Source organism: Clostridium sp. chh4-2 (assembly GCF_002899675.1).
Lineage (GTDB): Bacteria > Bacillota > Clostridia > Lachnospirales > Lachnospiraceae > CHH4-2.
On the sequence record NZ_PKUU01000016.1, the window covers coordinates 80481 to 99647 of the forward strand.

20 protein-coding genes are annotated in these 19167 nt (G+C 44.8%); 17 read left to right on the forward strand and 3 right to left on the reverse strand.

Translation table 11 applies throughout. From position 1 onward, the window contains the following. Positions 1-196 precede the first annotated feature (196 nt). From C0033_RS16825 to C0033_RS16855, 7 genes are all read left to right on the forward strand, one after another. A complete protein-coding gene (locus C0033_RS16825; RefSeq protein ID WP_103229055.1) occupies positions 197-1870 on the forward strand; it encodes a putative manganese-dependent inorganic diphosphatase in 1674 nt (557 codons plus the stop codon). Between the two features lie 33 nt (positions 1871-1903). Further along, the gene (locus C0033_RS16830; protein ID WP_103229056.1) at positions 1904-2179 is read left to right on the forward strand and encodes a type II toxin-antitoxin system HicB family antitoxin; all 276 of its coding nucleotides are present in this window, start codon (positions 1904-1906) and stop codon (positions 2177-2179) included. A 48-nt stretch (positions 2180-2227) separates the two neighbouring features. Beyond that, positions 2228-2806 carry a flavin reductase family protein gene (locus C0033_RS16835; protein WP_103229057.1) on the forward strand — a complete coding sequence of 193 codons (579 nt, stop codon included), beginning with the start codon at positions 2228-2230 and terminating at the stop codon, positions 2804-2806. 26 nt (positions 2807-2832) lie between these two features. Then, entirely contained in the window at positions 2833-3342 is a 510-nt protein-coding gene (locus tag C0033_RS16840) for a shikimate kinase (RefSeq protein WP_103229058.1), read from the forward strand. A gap of 20 nt (positions 3343-3362) precedes the next feature. Beyond that, complete coding sequence (locus C0033_RS16845) at positions 3363-4565, forward strand: cofactor-independent phosphoglycerate mutase (protein WP_103229059.1); 1203 nt, start codon at positions 3363-3365, stop codon at positions 4563-4565. Positions 4566-4656: 91 nt separating this feature from the next. Continuing rightward, positions 4657-5055, forward strand: coding sequence for a cytidine deaminase (locus C0033_RS16850; protein ID WP_103229060.1), 399 nt, complete (start codon positions 4657-4659; stop codon positions 5053-5055). After that, positions 5052-5444, forward strand: a complete 393-nt coding sequence (locus tag C0033_RS16855) for a GNAT family N-acetyltransferase (RefSeq protein ID WP_103229061.1) — start codon at positions 5052-5054, stop codon at positions 5442-5444. The genes C0033_RS16850 and C0033_RS16855 overlap by 4 nt, the downstream gene beginning before the upstream one ends. 139 nt (positions 5445-5583) lie before the next feature. On the opposite strand, the gene C0033_RS16860 is transcribed toward C0033_RS16855, so the two are convergent. Next, positions 5584-6450 (reverse strand): MerR family transcriptional regulator, encoded by an 867-nt coding sequence (locus C0033_RS16860; RefSeq protein WP_103229062.1) that lies wholly within the window; start codon positions 6448-6450, stop codon positions 5584-5586. Positions 6451-6783: 333 nt separating this feature from the next. On the opposite strand from C0033_RS16860, the gene C0033_RS16865 reads away from it, so the two are divergent. The 8 genes from C0033_RS16865 (at position 6784) to C0033_RS16900 (ending at position 14332) form a co-directional block, all read left to right on the forward strand. Next, positions 6784-7209, forward strand: a complete 426-nt coding sequence (locus tag C0033_RS16865) for an Hsp20/alpha crystallin family protein (protein WP_103229116.1) — start codon at positions 6784-6786, stop codon at positions 7207-7209. Positions 7210-7267: 58 nt separating this feature from the next. Then, complete coding sequence (locus C0033_RS16870; RefSeq protein WP_103229063.1) at positions 7268-7735, forward strand: Hsp20/alpha crystallin family protein; 468 nt, start codon at positions 7268-7270, stop codon at positions 7733-7735. A 183-nt stretch (positions 7736-7918) separates the two neighbouring features. Then, a complete protein-coding gene (locus C0033_RS16875) occupies positions 7919-8545 on the forward strand; it encodes a manganese efflux pump (protein ID WP_103229064.1) in 627 nt (208 codons plus the stop codon). Positions 8546-8620: 75 nt separating this feature from the next. After that, a complete protein-coding gene (locus tag C0033_RS16880; RefSeq protein ID WP_103229065.1) occupies positions 8621-9103 on the forward strand; it encodes a QueT transporter family protein in 483 nt (160 codons plus the stop codon). Positions 9104-9317: 214 nt separating this feature from the next. Continuing rightward, a complete protein-coding gene (gene murC / locus C0033_RS16885) occupies positions 9318-10697 on the forward strand; it encodes a UDP-N-acetylmuramate--L-alanine ligase (protein ID WP_103229117.1) in 1380 nt (459 codons plus the stop codon). Positions 10698-10962: 265 nt separating this feature from the next. Then, a complete protein-coding gene (locus C0033_RS16890) occupies positions 10963-12063 on the forward strand; it encodes a DnaD domain protein (RefSeq protein WP_103229066.1) in 1101 nt (366 codons plus the stop codon). Positions 12064-12073: 10 nt separating this feature from the next. Then, positions 12074-13054 (forward strand): ATP-binding protein, encoded by a 981-nt coding sequence (locus C0033_RS16895; RefSeq protein WP_103229067.1) that lies wholly within the window; start codon positions 12074-12076, stop codon positions 13052-13054. A 105-nt stretch (positions 13055-13159) separates the two neighbouring features. After that, a complete protein-coding gene (locus C0033_RS16900; RefSeq protein ID WP_103229068.1) occupies positions 13160-14332 on the forward strand; it encodes a ribose-phosphate pyrophosphokinase in 1173 nt (390 codons plus the stop codon). Between the two features lie 134 nt (positions 14333-14466). Here the strand turns inward: C0033_RS16900 and C0033_RS16905 are convergent, their stop codons facing one another. After that, complete coding sequence (locus C0033_RS16905; protein WP_180994780.1) at positions 14467-15372, reverse strand: hypothetical protein; 906 nt, start codon at positions 15370-15372, stop codon at positions 14467-14469. A 308-nt stretch (positions 15373-15680) separates the two neighbouring features. Beyond that, positions 15681-16610 (reverse strand): LysR family transcriptional regulator, encoded by a 930-nt coding sequence (locus C0033_RS16910; RefSeq protein WP_180994781.1) that lies wholly within the window; start codon positions 16608-16610, stop codon positions 15681-15683. Positions 16611-16779: 169 nt separating this feature from the next. Between C0033_RS16910 and C0033_RS16915 the strand changes: the two genes are divergently transcribed. Further along, entirely contained in the window at positions 16780-17835 is a 1056-nt protein-coding gene (locus C0033_RS16915; RefSeq protein ID WP_103229070.1) for a beta-propeller fold lactonase family protein, read from the forward strand. A gap of 24 nt (positions 17836-17859) precedes the next feature. Continuing rightward, positions 17860-19122, forward strand: coding sequence for an SLC13 family permease (locus C0033_RS16920; protein ID WP_103229071.1), 1263 nt, complete (start codon positions 17860-17862; stop codon positions 19120-19122). The last annotated feature ends 45 nt before the right edge of the window (positions 19123-19167 follow it).

The following is a 19167-nucleotide window of genomic DNA, read 5'->3' on the forward strand; positions in this document are numbered from 1 at the left end:
GCTTTGCCGCCGGATAAATGAGCTATAAAATGAGGAGACCCCGATTGCCAGGCAACCGGGGTAATTATGAAAAATCTATGTGCAATTTGACGATTTAATCAATCCACATAATTGATTTTCTATACAAATAGTATAAAAAATAGTTGTGAATAAAATGTGAACAAGTTGTAAATAGATTATGAAAAGTGGAGGTAGTATGGCAGAGTATTGTACACACAAGACAATCGTAATAGGACACAAAAATCCGGATACCGACTCGATCTGCTCAGCGGTATGTTATGCCAATCTGAAACGGGAAATTACAAAGGAAGAATATCAGCCGGGACGCGCCGGACATGTGAATGAAGAGACTCAGTTTGTGTTAAACTATTTTGGTGTGGATGCGCCGGAACTGATTCAGAATGTAAAGACTCAGGTAAGGGATATCGAGATTCGGGAAACCAAGGGAGTGGCCAATAACATTTCCCTGAAAAAGGCTTGGAAAACCATGCAGGAAGCCAATGTGGTAACCATTCCGGCGGTAACGGAGGACGGAATGCTGGAAGGGCTGATTACGGTCGGAGATATCGCCCAGTCTTACATGAATGTGTATGACAGCAGCATTTTATCAAAGGCGAATACCGGGTATTCCAATATTATCGAGACATTGGAAGGCGCTATTGTTGTGGGCGATGAAAATGCATTTTACAACAAGGGAAAGGTTTTGATCGCAGCGGCCAATCCGGACATGATGGAATATTATATTGAAAAAGACGATCTGGTGATTCTGGGAAACCGCTATGAATCCCAGCTCTGCGCCATTGAGATGGAAGCGGCCTGCATTATCGTGTGCGAGGGCGCTGCCGTTTCCATGACCATTAAAAAGCTGGCGGCCGAGCGGGGCTGCACGGTGATCACCACCCCGTATGATACGTATACGGCAGCCCGTCTGATCAATCAGAGTATGCCGATCAGCTACTTTATGAAAACGGAGAATCTGATTACATTTGAAGATACGGATTATATTGATGATATCAAAGAAGTGATGGCAAGCAAGCGCCACCGTGATTTCCCGATTCTGGATAAAGACGGCAAATACAAAGGGATGATTTCCCGCCGTAATTTGCTGGGAGCACAGGGGAAATCCGTGATCTTAGTGGATCACAATGAAAAGAGTCAGGCTGTGGACGGAATTGAAAATGCCCGTCTGCTGGAGATCATCGATCATCACCGCTTGGGCGCGATTGAAACCATTTCACCTGTATTTTTCAGAAACCAGCCGTTAGGATGTACGGCGACCATAATCTATCAGATGTATCTGGAGAATCATGTGGAGATCGAGAGACATATCGCAGGACTGCTTTGCAGCGCTATCATCTCGGATACCCTGTTATTCCGTTCTCCGACATGTACGGAGATCGACCGCATGGCGGCTCTTAAACTGGCGGAAATCGCAGGCGTGAATATCGAGGAATATGCTTCGGAGATGTTTGCGGCTGGAAGCAATTTGAAGGGCAAGTCGGATGAAGAGATCTTTTATCAGGATTTCAAACATTTTACGGCCGGAAAGCTTTCATTTGGCGTGGGACAGATCAGTTCTCTGAATGCGGATGAATTAAAGCAGCTCAGGGTGAGAATGCTGCCTTATCTGAAAAAGGCACATCAGGAGCATGGAGTTGACATGATGTTCTTTATGCTGACCAATATTCTGACCGAGTCCACCGTTCTTTTATGCGAGGGACAGGGCGCTGAAAAATTGATTTCAGAAGCATTTCATGTGGAGCCGGAGGAAGAGCATGCGGAGAGCAATGACTGCGTAGTGGCTTTGCCGGGCGTGGTTTCCCGTAAAAAACAGCTGATACCCGGACTGATGATCGCGGTTCAGGCTTAGAAATAATAGATAGGAAGGCAGGTTGCGGATAATATGACATTTATTTACCCAGCAGTTTTTACACCTCATAAAGAGGGAAAAGGCTATCATGTGGAATTTCCGGATTTGGAATGCTGCGAAGCGGACGGCCCGGATTTGGAGGATGCGGTTGACAACGCAAAAGACGCCGCCTACAATTGGATCTGTGTGGAATTGGAAGAGGACGGCGATCTGCCTGCTCAGACACATGTGGAGGATATTAAATTAGAAGAGGGATGTTTTGTCAAACAGCTGGTGATTACGATAAAGCTTTTGCCGGATAACGATTAGAGAAAAAGCTGAACGGTGGCATTTTGGTGTGCGGAAAGGGAGGCAGATATGGCGAAACAACATTGGAAACCGGGCAATATGCTGTATCCGGTTCCGGCAGTGATGGTGAGCTGCCAGAGAGAAGGCGAAAAGCCGAATATTATAACGACTGCCTGGTGCGGTACGACCGGGTCCACTCCAGCCATGCTTTACGTATCCATAAGGCCGGAGCGCTATTCTTATAATATTATCAAAGAGACCGGGGAGTTTGTTGTAAACCTGGTCACAAAGGATCTTGTATTCGCAACGGATTACTGCGGAGTCAAGTCCGGGAGGGATACGGACAAATATAAAGAGATGAAGCTGACGCCTCTGCCGTCCCAATATATCAAGGCCCCGGGAATTGAAGAAAGCCCTGTAAACATTGAATGCAGGGTAACAAAGATCATTCCGCTGGGCAGCCATGATATGTTTCTGGCAGAAGTGGCGGGCGTAACGGTGGATGAAAAATATATGGATCAGAACGGCAAGTTTCATTTAAACAGCTCCGGGCTGGTGGCTTACTCTCATGGGGAATATTTTGAACTGGGGAAAAAACTGGGGAAATTTGGATATTCGGTCCAAAAGAAGAAAAAAACCAGAAAATAAGTAAATTACATCAGGATGAGAAAAACATGAAGAAAAATATTACATTAATCGGCATGCCGGCCTCAGGCAAGAGCACCGTGGGAGTATTGCTGGCCAAACGGCTGGGCTATTCATTTGTGGACACGGATATTGTCATTCAGGAAAAGGAAGGGCGGCTGTTAAAGGACATTATCGAGCAGGACGGTTTAAGCGGTTTTCTGGAAGTGGAAAACAGGATCAACAGCGAGCTGGATGTGGTTCATTCGGTGATCGCTCCCGGCGGCAGCGTGATCTATGGAAAAGAAGCTATGGAACATTTAAAAGAGATCAGCACCGTGGTTTATCTGAAACTGAGCTATCATGAAGTAAAATCCCGCCTTGGGGATTTAAAAGACCGCGGAGTCGCTTTAAAGGACGGCATGTCGTTAAAGGATCTCTATGACGAGCGGGTACCGTACTATGAAAGATATGCGGATATCACAGTCGATGAGAATGGAAGAACTCCCGGCCAGACGGTAGATGAGCTGAGAGAGATGATGGAACGGGAATTAAAATAATACATAGGGGGAATTAGGCGATGAAATACATTGTTATGCTTGGCGATGGAATGGCAGATTATCCGGTAGAGAAACTGGGCGGCTGTACGCCCCTTCAGAAAGCTCAGAAGCCGAATATCGACAGACTGGCATCAAAGGGTGTGTTAGGCATGGTAAAGACAGTTCCGGACGGTTTAAAGCCCGGAAGCGATGTGGCAAACCTTTCCGCAATGGGATACAATCCGGTGGAATGTTATACCGGACGTTCTCCTCTGGAAGCGGTCAGCATCGGAATTGAAATGTCGGATACGGATGTGGCGTTCCGCTGCAATCTGGTCACTCTTTCCGATGAAGCGGATTATGACCAGAAAACCATGGTGGACTACAGTTCAGACGAGATATCCACAGCTGAGGCGGCAGAGCTGATTTTGGCGGTCAACGAAGCCTTTAAAAGCGCCAGCATCGAGTTTTATCCGGGCATCAGCTACAGACACTGCATGATCTGGCACGAAGGGCCTGTAGGCCTTGATTTAACGCCCCCTCATGATATTTCCGACCGGAAGATTACAGAATATGTTCCGAAAAATGAAGTTGTTTACGATCTGATGAAGCGCAGCCATGAAGTGCTGAAAAATCATCCGGTGAATCAGGCCCGTATAGCGAGAGGCCTTCATCCTGCCAATTCAATCTGGCTCTGGGGCGAAGGCACAAAGCCCGGAGTTTCCAATTTTGAAAAGACATACGGGGTAAAGGGTTCGGTTATCTCGGCTGTGGATCTGATTAAGGGAATTGGAATCTGCGCGGGCATGAAAGTCATCGAAGTAGAAGGCGCAACCGGAAACATCGATACCAATTTTTCCGGCAAGGGAAAAGCGGCTTTGGATACATTGCTGGAAGGACAGGATCTTGTTTACATTCACGTGGAGGCCCCGGACGAATGCGGACACAGAGGCGAGATTGAAAATAAAGTAAAGGCCATTGAGCTGATTGATGAATTGATCGTAGGCCCGCTGTTAAAAGGTCTTGAAGAGGCCGGAGAGGAATATTCCATTCTGGTTATGCCGGATCATCCAACTCCATTGGCCATCAAGACCCATATCTCCGACCCGGTTCCATATCTGCTTTACCGGAGTACCGACCCGGTGGATTCCGGAATCAGCACTTATACGGAGGAAACCTGCGCAAGTACCGGACGCTATGTGGGACACGGATATGAATTGATGAAAGAATTGCTTGAAAAATAAGGAATGATAAGAGCGGATTGACAGAATCCTGTGGATTTTCAGATGTTGTGATGAGAATTCACAGGATTTTTCGCTTTAAGGAGAAAATCTTATGGATATATGGGATCAGATGTATCAGGAAGCTAAAAGAGTACAAAATAACAGAACCATATCGCCGTTTATTGAGGCGGGCGGAGTATCCGCTGCGGTTTTAACAAAAGAAGGAAATATCTATGTGGGTGTCTGTATTGATACTGCGTCGACGCTTGGCATGTGCGCGGAGCGCAATGCGATTGCCAGCATGATTACCCACGGGGAACACCGTATAGACAAGGTGCTGGCCATCATGCCGGACGGCAGAGCGGGAGCGCCCTGCGGAGCGTGCAGAGAGTTTATGATGCAGTTGGATAAAGACAGCGGGAATATTGAAGTGCTGTTGGATTATGATGAAAAGAAAACAGTTACTTTAAGAGAACTGATGCCAAACTGGTGGGGGGACGACAGATTTTGACAGAAGAAAATACGCCAACCTTAATAACAGAACGATTGATACTGAGAAGGTTTACGGATCATGATGCGGAAGCGTTGTTTCGAATATTAAGCGACAGGGAGTTCTGGCATCGGGGCCTTATTACTGAGGCGGGTAAAGCGGTAATAGAACGGCTGAAAAGGTCGGAATTGCCGTACATAACCGCTACTCATGATATTCAGAACCCGCGCAGCGGTGCAGTGATGAAAAAGCTGGGCATGACGTATCAATATACTTATGAGGAGCAGTGGCAGCCTAAAAACATTCCGGTCAGATTCAGAATGTACCAGCAGAATCTCAAAGAACAAGGAGTACCTGTTTATAAAAAATATTGGAATAAATATGCAGTCCATTATATAGAAGAAGTTTGACTTTGGGATATGGGTTCAATAATTTTAAAAGGTATGGCAGATGCAAGAATAATTAGCGGAGGGAAACAGAATCTGTTTTGTTTCCCTCCGATTTTACATCTGTTTAATATCCTGAATCAAATGAAGAAAAGGGAAATATTTACTGTTTGTCAAGATATGCTTTGATTGCGGCTCCCATAAATTCAGATGCCCCGATTCCGTATTTTTTATCAGTTGCTTCAATATATACAGGTGACGTCATATAGGTTTCGGCCATAAAAGACCAATAATTTTCGCCCATATCCATACCCCGGTTACATTCGTTGACATAGGCGATCAATTCACCCACTGTTTCCTGAACTTGGGAGGATGCCGGATCTCTGCTCAGATCGGCGGTTAGCTTTTTGGTGATATCATCTGTTTTATCAACGATGCCGCTTACTTCTGAAGGAGTAACGGGCGTTTGTCCGGTCAGAAAATCCTTCAGGTTCTTTTTCATCGCTTCAGTGTAGTTTTCCAAGCTTCCAAACTGCTTTACAGCCATATCGGCGATTTCGTCCTGACGGGCCTTTAAGTCCGAGACCATCTCATCAAAGCTTTCCATGCTTCCCATCCGATCGATAATTTCATCTCCGTGCGTTCCTTTAAAATCTGTTAAAATGCGAAAATATTCGCTCATATCAAAATCTTTAAAGTCCATACATTTCTCTCCTTTTATAAGTTTATCCAACAGTTCCAACAGGCCGGTTAACCGGTCGCGTTTTAACCGGATCAGTTCCCGTTGTTTTAAAAATGCAGACGTTTTATCAAAATGCGGGTTTTCCATAATTATTTTTATTTCTTTGAGTGAAAAATCGAGTTCTTTAAAAAATAGAATCTGCTGCAGTGTTTCCAATGCGTTTTCGTCATACAGCCGGTATCCTGCATCTGTCACTTTGGTCGGCTTGAATAGACCGATTTCGTCGTAAAATTGCAGCGTCCGGACGCTGACTCCCGTTAAGGAAGAAACCTGTTTTACAGTCATCATATAAAATCACCTTCTTATTTAATAGATCGCTTACCAATGTTCATCCTGCCGGCGGAGGAACTCATATAATTGCTTTGTTTCTAATTAATACTGTACACTATCACCATACGTGAGAGTCAATATCTTTTTGAGATTTTGATATTTTACCCATTCTTCCGGTCAGCAGTTGTCATTTGAATTTCAGATAAAATAGGATAATTTTCTGAAAAAATAGATTGAATATTCTGAATGTATGAAGAAAGTGTGAAATTAGCACTCAACGCTTGACAGTGCTAATAATATATGTTATAGTACAGCTATAACAAAGATAAAGAAAAGGAGCGATGACTTATGATGTTAATGCCTAGTATATTTGGAGACAAATTGTTTGATGATTTTATGGATTTTCCGTTTGGCAGTTACGGAACAATGAAAAACAGCATGATGAAAACAGATATTAAAGACATGGAAGGCAGCTATGAACTGGACATCGATCTTCCTGGATTTAAGAAAGAGGATATTACAGCTGAATTAAAGGATGGATACTTAAACATCAGCGCAACTTCCAATTCCAGCAAAGACGAGAAAGACAGCGACGGCAAGTATATCCGCAGAGAACGGTATTCCGGTTCCTGCAGCAGAAGTTTCTACGTTGGCGAAGCGGTTACCAAGGAAGATATTAAAGCCAGATTTGAAGATGGTATTTTGAAACTGTCAGTGCCTAAGATGGAGAATAAACCGGCGGTAGAAGAGAAAAAGTATATTTCAATCGAAGGCTGACAATAGCCTGACCTTATAGTCAGGCAGCGGGTTTTAACAGGGAATGGAGGAATGACTTATGTTGATGCCTGATTTACTGGAAGATAGATTTTTTAATGATTTCATGGATTTTCCATTTGACGATAGATTTGAGAAAAAGCTTGAGAAAGAATTTTTTGGAAGCGTTGGCAGCCGCAGGTTGAACAGATGGATGAAGACCGATGTACGGGAGACGAAGGACGGCTATGAGCTGGAGATCGATCTGCCCGGATTTAAAAAAGATGAGGTGAATGCACAGCTCCACGATGGTTACCTTACCATCAGCGCAGTCAAGGGCCTGCCGGATGACGGAGACAAGAAAAGGGGCAGATATTTACGAAGAGAACGCTACGCCGGAGCGTGCAGAAGAACCTTTTATGTTGGTGACAACGTGGACGAAGAGAAGATAAAAGCGAAGTTTAAACACGGTATCCTAAAGCTGTCCATTCCTAAGAAGGAAGAGCAGCCGATGGTTGAAGATAAAAATTATATAGAGATCGACGGGTGAGAGGGGGCTTCGGAAAGAAGGGGAATCTAAGACCGGCGAGGACAAAAGGGGCAGGTATAGACTGATATGGAATTCGGTTTGTACCTGTCTCTTTTTGCCTATATGGATCTGTGTAAATGCTGCTTTATGTTGCAATTGTATGTTTTTGGAATATATTAGAATAAAAAGAATAAAGATGAAAATATGTTGCAAATTCTGATTTTAGTTCTGGCTCTATGCATGGATACGTTTGTGGCCAGCATAGCTTACGGTGCAAATAAAGTTAACATAACATGGGAAAAAGTGTTTTTTATGAATGGAATCTGCAGCGGCTGCCTTGGCGCGGCGCTGGGGTTGGGCGGTTTTATTGACAACCTGATTCCGGAAAACTTTACAAAAGCAGTCTGCTGTACCAGCCTTTTGCTGCTGGGTCTGGTAAAGCTTTCAGATTTTTTAATAAAGAAATACATTAATTCCCACTGCGCGGTGCGCAAAGATATCAGTTTTTCTTTTTCCGGCTTGCAGGTGATCGTGAGCATCTATGGAGATCCTATGGCGGCGGATTGGGACCGATCGCAGTCTTTATCCTGGAAGGAGTCCGCATTTTTGGCATTTGCCATGTCGATCGACAGTCTGGTTGCCGGAACCCTGGCCGCCTTTATGAGAGTTCCTCTTGGGCTGACGGTAATCACAGCTTTTGTTATGGGAATAATTGTGATGTATGCGGGCATGTACCTTGGAAAGAAACTGGCCGCTAAATGCAGCTGGGATCTTTCCTGGATCAGCGGATGCCTTTTTATTGTACTTGCGCTTTCTAAGATTTGGTCTTGATCTGGTAAATGGCCGCCTGATAGGGTATAATTTCTCTAAATGCCGGTTTTAACGGCAGAATGAGAGGTTAAAGATATGAAAAATACAAAAACAGCGTATTTTATGGTGCAGGCGGCCATGATAGCGGCTATTTATATTGTTTTGACTCTGATGCTGATTCCTCTGGGATACGGACCCGTACAGTTCAGGGTATCTGAGGCATTGTGCATCCTCCCTTATTTTACTCCGGCAGCTATTCCGGGAGTATTTATTGGCTGCCTGTTATCCAATGCATTGGGCGGAGCGGTGATACTGGATGTGATTTTCGGGAGCCTGGCCTCACTGATCGGGGCGGTGGGATCTTATCTGCTCAAAAGATGGCGGTGGGCGGTATGCATCCCGCCCATTGTTTCCAACACTCTTATTATTCCCTGGGTTCTTCGTTTTGCCTATGGAAATGACCAGATTATTCCCTATATGATGGTTACCGTAGGAATTGGCGAAATTCTGGCAATCGGTGTTTTGGGCAATCTTCTCATGTTGTCTTTGGAACGGTATAGGAACGTGTTATTTAAGTGACCTGGAATTGCCATGGAAACTGCCGGAGCAGGCACCGGTATCGGAAGGCTGGACTGTTACATAAATAGGGCCTTCCAATCAGCTTTAGGTGGATTTTCTCCCCTTTTTTTACTATAATATAAGAAGGTATATTGACTTTACCGGGAAAAAGAAGTAAAAGTAAATGAATAATAAAAGTGAATGCCTGATTCACGGAAAAGGGATGGAAGAGATTATGTATCAGATAGATTTTAATAAACCGGAAACGATTCATTTTATTGGAATCGGAGGGATCAGCATGAGCGGGCTGGCGGAAATACTTCTGGACGAGGGATTTACCGTATCAGGTTCTGACGCTCACCGCACAGAGCTGACTGATAACCTGGAAGCAAAGGGCGCGAAGGTGTTTTATGGCCAGAAAGCGGCCAATATATATGATGGAATTGACGTAGTGGTATATACTGCGGCCATTCATAAGGATAACCCGGAATTTATGGAGGTAGAAGCGCGTGGCATTCCCATGCTCAGCCGTGCACAGCTGCTGGGTGAGATGATGAGGAACTATGAGCAGGCGGTAGCCGTAGCGGGAACCCACGGAAAGACCACGACTACGTCTATGATAACAGAGATTTTGCTGGCAGCAGAAGAGAATCCAACAATATCCGTTGGCGGCATTTTAAATTCCATAGGGGGCAACATACGTGTGGGCGGCCCGGAGCTGTTTGTGACCGAGGCTTGCGAATACACCAACAGTTTCCTGTCATTTTTTCCGACAATTGAAGTAATATTAAATATAGAAGAAGACCATCTTGACTTTTTTAAGGATATTAATGATATTCGCAGCTCTTTCCGGGAATTTGCAGGAAAGCTGCCCGAGTCAGGTCTGATGGTTATCAGCAGCGATATTGAAAATTATCAGGAAATTGTGGATGGACTTCCATGCAGGGTGGTTACTTGCGGAAAAGACAGAACGAGTACTTACAGCGCAGGAGGAATTCAGTATGATGAGCTGGCCCGTCCTTCCTTTGACTTGATTGTGAAAGGTGAGAAGGCGGAGCATATTAAGCTGGGGGTTCCGGGAGAACATAATGTGTACAACGCGCTGGCTGCCGTTGCCGTTGCCGGAGAACTTGGGATATCCATGGATGCGGTGGTGAAGGGGCTTGGAAAATTTACGGGCACAAACCGCAGGTTTGAGAAAAAAGGCGAGATTGGCGGTGTGGTTATCATTGATGATTATGCACACCATCCAAGGGAGATTGCTGCAACTCTGTCGGCTGCCCAGAATTATCCACATAGAAAGTTATGGTGCGTATTCCAGCCGCATACTTATACGAGGACAAAAGCGTTTCTGAATGAGTTTGCACAGGCATTATCGGCAGCGGATGAAGTGATTCTGGCCGATATTTATGCGGCCCGCGAAACCGACAATCTGGGGGTGAGCTCAGGAGATATTGCAGAAAAAATCCAAGAATTAGGCACAACTGCCCACTATATTCCATCATTCGACGAAATCGAAACATTTATTTTAAAAAATTGTGTTAACGGCGATTTGTTGATAACTATGGGCGCCGGAGACATAGTAAAAGTGGGAGAAAAGCTGTTAGGGGTATAGTTATCCACATTATCCACATAGTTTTCAACATTTTATGTTAAGAAGCTATGTGGATTTCTTGATTAACATAATATAATGTCTAACAATTCCGGAAACCCTTGTTTTTATGAGGGCTTCGACAAAAAACGCCAATATTCTTGCGATTATGTAACCTTGGTATCCACATTATCCACATTATCCACAATCAAATTGTGGGCAACTCGGGGCTATTTTCATTTGTCGGAGGATGTGATATGATGTTGAAAGAGATTGAGAGGGTGATGTTATGTCAGTAGGATTTATGGATAATTTTCAGATAAAAGCTACCTTGGTGGCCAATGATTTTATTGACCAGTGTATGATATCGGCGAACGGAGAATATGTAAAAGTATATTTATATCTGCTGCGGCATCAGGATGAGAATGTGGATATCTCTGATATAGCGGATCATCTTAACCATACGGAGTCGGATGTGAAACGGGCGATTACATACTGGACGAAAGCCGGCGTGCTGAAAGCCCAGCCTTTGCAGGCGGAATCGGAAAAGAAAAAAATGCCGGTTCCGGAACAGGCACCGGTGAATTTCCAGGTGAAGGAACATGCGGTAACGGCGGAACCTGAGCATTATGCTGTTTTAGAGCATGGGAAAGAACCGGAGAAACAGGAGATTATAGAAAAACCGTCTTACTCTCCGTATCAGCTGTCAAAATTATCGGATAATGAGGAATTTGCCCAGCTCCTCTATGTAGCCCAGAAATATACGGGAACCATATTCAGCCATAAGGACTGCGAGGTATTTGCATATCTTTATGAAGCTCTTGGAATGTCCTTTGATCTGTTGGTGCATCTGGTGGCGTCCTGCGTACAGGCGGAACACCGGGAAGTCCGCTACATGGAGGCGGTAGCCCTAAACTGGCATAAAAACGGGGTGAAAACCGTGGATCAGGCCAAGCAGGGGACGGAGCTTTACGTAAAAGGCTATGCCAATGTGATGAAAGCATTTGGTTTGAGCGGGAGAAAACCCGGCGCGTCGGAACACGATTTGATCCGTAAATGGTTCTATACATACATGTTTTCCCCCACATTGGTTACAGAGGCCTGTAACCGGACCATGAGAGCGCTTCACCAGCCCAGCTTTGAATATGCAGACAAGATTCTGGCGTCCTGGAAGGAAGCGGGAGTCAGAAGCTTAGAGGATGTGAAAAAGCTGGATCAGGCCAGGGAAGGGGAACGCCAGCAGAAGAACGAAGAGAACAAGAGATGGCAGACATCATCCAAGACGGACAAAAACCAGTTCCACAACTTTAAGCAGAGGGATACCGATTATAATGCCCTGGTGATGGAACGATTAAAGGAACGTCTGAACGAACAGGCGAACCAACAGTGAGGAGGGATCTATGGGACTCAGCAATTCTCAGTACAATGCGATAATGCGCATCTACAACCAAAAACAATTTCAGAATAAACATGAACAGGACAAGCGGATTGAAGAGGTTCATACCAAATATCCGGTTATTCAGGAATTGGAATCGGTGATCACCGGCAAAGCCGTGGAGCGGGCAAAACGCCTGCTGGACGGAGACGATGAAGCCGGGCGGAGGCTGAAGGGAGAACTGGAGGATCTGCGGGAGCAAAAAAGGGTGCTTTTAAAGTCTTTCGGATATCCGGAAAATTATATGGAGATGCAGTACAGCTGTAAAGATTGTGAGGACACGGGCTATCACGACGGAAAGAAATGCCACTGTTTCCGCAAGGAGGAGATTAAGCTTCTCTACGCCCAGTCGAATCTGGAAGAGGTCATGAAGAAGGAAAATTTCGGAACATTTTCCGACCAGTATTTTGATAAGAGCCGGATTGTGCCCGGACTGGGGATCTCAGTCTATGATTATATGATGCAGGTAAAGCAGATCTGCCATAATTACGTTGACCAGTTCGGGGTTAAGAAGGGGAATATTCTGTTTCAGGGCGATACCGGAGTGGGAAAGACATTTTTGACAAACTGCATTGCTAAGGATCTGATCGATCATTATTATTCTGTGATTTATCTGTCCTCGACCGATCTGTTCCATATATTCGCTCAGAATACATTTGAACGCACCACTGAGGAAGAGATGAAGGATATGTACCAGCACATTCTGGATTGTGATCTGCTGATTATCGATGACCTTGGAACGGAGCTTAACAACAGTTTTGTGTCTTCCCAGTTTTTTTACTGCATCAACGAGCGCCTGATGCGGAAAAATGGGACAATCATTTCCACAAACCTGGACATGGAGGGGATCAGGGACCGGTATACGGAGCGCGTTTCCTCCAGAATTATCAGCGAATACATGATAACGCCGCTTTACGGCAGCGATATCAGGACAAAAAAATATTGATATCTTGACTATTTCAGCACATAATGATATAAAAGATACGTTGCTTTATTATGTGTAACAAAATGAATGGAGATGTGCACAGATGCACGCAGATAGGAGCCAAAGATGATTTACGAAGAGAAAACCATTGAGACGATTCCGGTAGGACCCCTGGGACTGATTCCATTGAAAAGCTGCTCACAATTGGGGGAAAAGGTAAACAACTACCTGGTAGAATGGAGACATGAACGTGAAAGTGAACACAAATCGACGATAGCATTTTCCGGTTATCAGAGAGATTCTTATATTATTGATTCCAAAACACCGAGATTCGGTTCCGGTGAAGCCAAAGGCTCCATTGACCAGTCTGTCCGCGGTGATGACCTTTATTTTATGGTGGATGTATGCAATTACAGCCTGACCTATTCTCTGTGCGGTATGACCAATCATATGTCGCCGGACGACCATTTCCAGGATTTAAAACGTCTGATCGCAGCGGCGGCAGGCAAGGCGAGAAGAATTAACGTTATTATGCCGTTTTTATATGAAAGCAGACAGCATAAACGTTCCGGAAGAGAATCCTTAGACTGCGCGTTAGGGCTTCAGGAACTGACTAATATGGGCGTTGAAAACATCATTACGTTCGATGCTCATGATCCCCGCGTTCAGAATGCGATTCCGTTAAAGGGATTCGAGACCGTACAGCCGATCTATCAGTTTATCAAACATCTGTTAAAACATGAAACAGACCTGCAGATTGACAGCGATCATATGATGGTGATCAGCCCGGATGAAGGCGGCATGTCACGCGCTGTATATTTTGCAAACGTGTTGGGACTGGATATGGGCATGTTCTACAAACGCCGCGATTACACACAGATCATCAATGGACGCAATCCTATCGTAGCTCACGAATTCCTGGGCTCCAGCGTGGAAGGCAAGGACGTACTGATCATCGACGATATGATCTCATCAGGTGAAAGCATGCAGGATGTTGCAAAAGAACTGAAAAGAAGAAAGGCCAGAAAGGTCTTCATCTGTTCCACATTCGGCTTATTTACGAATGGACTTTCCAAGTTTGACGAATACTATGAAAACGGCGTAATTGACCGTATTCTTACTACGAACCTGGTATATCAGACTCCGGATCTGCTGTCCAGACCGTATTATATTGATGTGGATATGAGCAAGTATATCGCATTGATTATTGACAATCTGAATCACGATGCATCTTTAAGCGAGCTGCTGAATCCTACCAACCGTATTAACAAGCTGTTGGCGGCTTACAGAAGCAAATAAAAGAGAAATGATTAGATAAAGATAAGATAGAATAGGATGCCGCTGGTGCGGTTGGTTATAAGTGTGAAAATGACTTTATAACCGGTGGTGCCAGCGGCGTTTGTATTCGCGTGTTATTGCAAATGTTTTCAGCTTTAGAAGAGTTTCATAAAATTATCAATAGATCCGGCTTTGGATGCTGATTTCAGATACACTTTTAATGTATTGATATCGGCTTCCGACAGTATCGTCTTGCGTAACTCTTCGGGCACTTCGCCTAAGTCCTCCAACAGAGCGAGAACCGCCTCAGCCATTCCCTCAGTTTTTCCTTCTGACCGTTCATATTCCCTCAACCCATTCAGATATTTTTCCTCATTGTATTCAGTCAACAATGTATTCACGATATCACCCCTGTTCTGAATCAGAATATCGGACAAAATCTCCCTCTCGATGCAAAGATCCACTGCCTGTTCCACCGCCTCTTCAATTGTCATACCGGCCATCAGATTATCCCTGATTGCAGCGATAAAAAACGAATATTCCTGAAGCCGCCCGCACCGTTCCATTAACTGCTGATTGTTTCCACGGTTGATGTTCAGCATGACTGCAGTGCACTCCAAAGCCGGTTTTTTCACCCCTCTGTCCGGGAAACTGCTGCTCAGATACAGCTCCTGTCTGTCCGGTTCTTTCCTGGTTCCGTTATAAAATACAAAATACTGGGGAAAAGGCAGCTGCAGGCGGGGTTCCCGATAGATATCCAGGTCATGATGTTTGATGTAGATGCGGTATAAATCGGACAGATAAAAGAGTCCGCGGATTGGCATATTAGGGTTGCTGGTGCTTTGATGTTCATAAAGATTGAGGACATCTCCGATCAAAAAAGATACGTCATTTTTCATGTTCAGATAAACCGCATCCTCCAGCGTGGTGATTACCAGCTCTTCAGGATTGGTGTAAGCTGAATCGTTGAGCGCATTATAAAGGTCTAAAAGATCCTCTTTCCTTTGAAAAATCAAGCGGAAAACCCTGTCCTTATACTGTTTGTTTACTCTAGTTTTCAATTTTCTTATACCTCCATTATAATCAAAAAAATACGAATATGCAACGAAAAACACACCTTCCGGCACATCACTTCCATTCTCTGTTTAATTGTAACTATTCATAAAATCAAGGAAAATACGGCTGATCCAGCCAGCGCACAAAGGCGCAGAAGAATGCAGTGCCATACGGCAATGCGTTAGAAGATTACAAAATGTAATCGTGAAATTATGATAATTATGAGGGATAATTCGGAAAATGTCAATGATAAATTATATTGGGTCTGCCGCACTGCCGGTCAGATAACCCAGCCGCCGCTAAACGGCGGCCGTTATTTAACAACCGCCTTATCCTGCGCCATTTTTTCCGTTAAAGCCTTTTTAATTATATTTACAATTTCCAGAGAACTTTTCGCCTGGTAATTATCCTCTTTGTAGGCGATTACATATTTTCTGCTGGAATATTTCCCGGAAAAACGGTAGTAAGAGATCTCCGGATCTTTAGGAACCGAAGACGGGAGAAAGCCGATTCCCAAGTCCTGCCTGATAAAGGACTCCACAGTTGACAGATTCATGGTCTCGAAAAAGATCTCGGGTTCCACGCCTGCGTCCTTTAATATCTGGTCTGTCATATTACGGAATTTTAAGCCGTTTTTTAATAAGATATAAGGCCCCTTTACCGAGGAAAGGTCAACATGAGGCAGGCTGGAGTCAGAGGAATAGGTTTCCAGCATGGGCATCGTCCGGGAGGAATGGGCGCCTAACAGGATCTCTTCTTCCAGAAGTACCTGATATTTTAATGAATTTGCTGTGATTGGAAATGGCATCAGCGCAAAATCGAGCTTGTTATTTTCCAACAATACTTCCAGATTTGTGGACACATCTTCGATCAGGTTAATCTTGATTCCCGGATAGTGATCCGAGATATAATGCATGATTTCCGGCATGGTATAGGTGCCGTAAAATTGGGAAACGCCCAGATAAAAGGTCTTGTTTTCAATATTTTCAACATAAGACAGCCTCTGTTTTAAGCGGTCTGTAATCTTCAGCACTTCTCTCGCTTCCTCTAAAAAGATCTCCCCGGCCAGCGTAAGGTCGATACAGTTATAGTTTCTTGTAAAAATGGGCAGCTTCAGCTCCTGTTCCAGGCGCTGAATGGCCTGTGTCAGGGCCGGCTGGCTGATATAGAGTTCCTCGGCAGCCCGTGAAAAGGTTTTACACCTTGCAATCGCATCCACATATTCAAAATCTTTTAATTTCAATGTCTTTCCTCCGGTCATGAAATGGTATAAGTTTTTGTTATAGGTCGATTGTATATGAATATTTCACAAAATACAAGAGCGATGGTAAAGTAATGAATGTAATTACTTATAAAGAATATGGAATTCCAAAACAAATAAATCAAAATATGCATAAAAAGGAGGGCCATTTATGAGCTTTGCATATGTGGGATGCAGGACGACGGAAAAGAGAAATGCAAGGGGCAAAGGGATTCGGGTTTATGAGATTGATGACCGAACCGGCGAATGGAATGCCGTTCAAACATTGAAAACCATGGATAATCCATCTTATTTTACATTTGATAACGATAATAAATTCTTATATACGGTGCACGGAGACTTTCATCATGTGAGCAGCTGCTCCATAGATGAGGAATCGGGCCAATTATCCTATATCAACCGGATCGAATTGGAGGGCGGTAAAAATCCTGTTTTTATCACTTGCGATAAGACCAACCGTTATTTGATCGCCGCAGCTCTGCAGGGCGGCGCGGTATACGTAATTCTCAGGAAGGAAGACGGTTCTTTAGGAGAGGTGGTGTTTGTCCATCATTTTCCGGGAATCGGTGAGGACGGCGTATGCCATGCCCATCAGTGCATCTGGGATCAGAGCAAACAATATCTTTTCGTTCCCCAGCAGGGGCGGCAGATCGGATATCCGGGAGTTACGGTGCTCAGATTCAATCCGGAAAACGGTCATCTGGAAGAAACGGATTATTACAGGGCCAGGGACTATGCGGAGCCGAGACATATCGCGGTTCATCCGAACAACCGTTATGTGTATCTGGTAAATGAAAAGGATAATACGGTTACATACTTCCAATTTGACGATCGGAAAGGCGTTTTAAAGCCGCTTCAGATTATTCCGGTACTTCCGGATACCTATACAAAGAACGGCCAGGCCAGCGCCATTCTGGTTGATCCTACAGGGGAATGGGTGATTGAGTCCACCAGAATTTTTGAGGGGATGACGGTTTACCACATCGATCAGAATACTGGTTATCTGAAAACCACGGATTATGTGGGCTGTCAGGGGCTGACTCCCAGGTTTATCACATTTGACCTGACGGGAAATAAATTTTATGCGGCAAATGAAGACAGTGATACAATTGTAGAATATCATTTTAACAGTTATGAAGGAAAATTGACGCCGACGGGCAGAGTGATCCGCACGGAAAGCCCGGTGTGCTTATTATTCAGAAAATAGACAAATCGAGAGGAGAGGGGAAATATGCCGAATTTAGCAATCGTTTCACTGGCAGCCATATTGGCGGCAATAGCCATAGGATTCATTAAAAAGACAAATGTGGGAATTCTCATGATTGGTTTTGCATTTATCATAAGCAAATTTTACGGGATTTCCAATAAACAGCTGTTGGCGGGGTTTAATGCATCTTTGTTTGTAACAATGATGGGGGTGACCTATCTGTTCAGCATTTTGATTAAGAATAAGACCCTGGAGATTTTAGGGCAGAAGATCGTGGGGCTGGTCAGGATTAAAAAGGCTCTTCCGATAGCCATATATTTCGTTGGATTTGTTTTGACCGCTATGGGACCGGGTTCCATACCGGTGCTGGCGATTATGCCGGTCATCGCGATTCCCATCGCATTTTCGGCCGGATGCAGTCCGATGATGCTTTCCATTATAGGAGAGTGCGGCGCGTTTGGAGGAAGAATGACGAAGATAACGCCGGAGGGCCTGCTGACCATTCGTCTGATGGAAGAACAGGGGATTACTTCCGGAATTATGCCGGTATGGGCCTGCCTGTTTCTGACCTCCATCGTTCTTTCCGTGGTCTGTTATATCTATTATAAAGGGTGGAAGATGGAAGAAACCGGAGAAGGCCGCAGAAATGAAACTGCCGGGAAATTTAATAAGGATCAGATTATCTCTCTGATAGGCCTGGCGGCTCTGATAGTGGGTGCAGTGGCATTTTCCTGGAATGTGGGACTTACCGCATTCACGATCGGCATGATACTATCCGCCATTGGAGTTGCAGACGAAGGAGCCTGCATCAAAGCGATTCCCTGGAGCGTGCTGATCCTGGTATCGGGAGTGGGAATTCTCATGAACGTGGTGCTGGAATCAGGCGGAATCGATTTGCTTTCCGGCAGCCTGACCGCGGTCATGAGCCAGAGGACAGCGGCGGCGATTATGGATGCAACCGCCTGTTTTATGTCCTTTTTCAGCTCCGGTCTGGGCGTGGTATTCCCTACCCTCATGCCCACCTGCGGGCCGGTGGCTGCCAACTTTGGAGGCGCGGTCAATCCGTCTCTGCTGGTTGCCATGGTGGCGGTGGGAGGAACCGTGTCCGGTTTAAGCCCTGTATCCACCACCGGAGCGCTGATTATGTCCGGTATTGCAGCTGATGAAGAATCAGATAAAAAATATGACAGCAGTAAAATGTTTGTGGAATTATTCGGCTGGGCCTTTGCGGCTCTTGGAATCAGTTTTTTGATGGCGATTTTGGGAGTTTATAATCTGCTCGTTTAATTCTTAGACTGTCAGGGCTCCCCTTTTATGGAAAAGACACATGTC

Bases quoted from the DNA above. Each gene is read 5' to 3' on its own strand.
- murC (WP_103229117.1), top strand. From the start codon at position 9,318: ATGTATCAGATAGATTTTAATAAACCGGAAACGATTCATTTTATTGGA.
- C0033_RS16845 (WP_103229059.1), top strand. From the start codon at position 3,363: ATGAAATACATTGTTATGCTTGGCGATGGAATGGCAGATTATCCGGTA.
- C0033_RS16860 (WP_103229062.1), bottom strand. From the start codon at position 6,450: ATGATGACTGTAAAACAGGTTTCTTCCTTAACGGGAGTCAGCGTCCGG.
- C0033_RS16830 (WP_103229056.1), top strand. From the start codon at position 1,904: ATGACATTTATTTACCCAGCAGTTTTTACACCTCATAAAGAGGGAAAA.
- C0033_RS16920 (WP_103229071.1), top strand. From the start codon at position 17,860: ATGCCGAATTTAGCAATCGTTTCACTGGCAGCCATATTGGCGGCAATA.
- C0033_RS16870 (WP_103229063.1), top strand. From the start codon at position 7,268: ATGTTGATGCCTGATTTACTGGAAGATAGATTTTTTAATGATTTCATG.
- C0033_RS16840 (WP_103229058.1), top strand. From the start codon at position 2,833: ATGAAGAAAAATATTACATTAATCGGCATGCCGGCCTCAGGCAAGAGC.
- C0033_RS16875 (WP_103229064.1), top strand. From the start codon at position 7,919: ATGTTGCAAATTCTGATTTTAGTTCTGGCTCTATGCATGGATACGTTT.
- C0033_RS16835 (WP_103229057.1), top strand. From the start codon at position 2,228: ATGGCGAAACAACATTGGAAACCGGGCAATATGCTGTATCCGGTTCCG.
- C0033_RS16825 (WP_103229055.1), top strand. From the start codon at position 197: ATGGCAGAGTATTGTACACACAAGACAATCGTAATAGGACACAAAAAT.
- C0033_RS16895 (WP_103229067.1), top strand. From the start codon at position 12,074: ATGGGACTCAGCAATTCTCAGTACAATGCGATAATGCGCATCTACAAC.
- C0033_RS16900 (WP_103229068.1), top strand. From the start codon at position 13,160: ATGATTTACGAAGAGAAAACCATTGAGACGATTCCGGTAGGACCCCTG.
- C0033_RS16890 (WP_103229066.1), top strand. From the start codon at position 10,963: ATGTCAGTAGGATTTATGGATAATTTTCAGATAAAAGCTACCTTGGTG.
- C0033_RS16880 (WP_103229065.1), top strand. From the start codon at position 8,621: ATGAAAAATACAAAAACAGCGTATTTTATGGTGCAGGCGGCCATGATA.
- C0033_RS16850 (WP_103229060.1), top strand. From the start codon at position 4,657: ATGGATATATGGGATCAGATGTATCAGGAAGCTAAAAGAGTACAAAAT.
- C0033_RS16865 (WP_103229116.1), top strand. From the start codon at position 6,784: ATGTTAATGCCTAGTATATTTGGAGACAAATTGTTTGATGATTTTATG.
- C0033_RS16915 (WP_103229070.1), top strand. From the start codon at position 16,780: ATGAGCTTTGCATATGTGGGATGCAGGACGACGGAAAAGAGAAATGCA.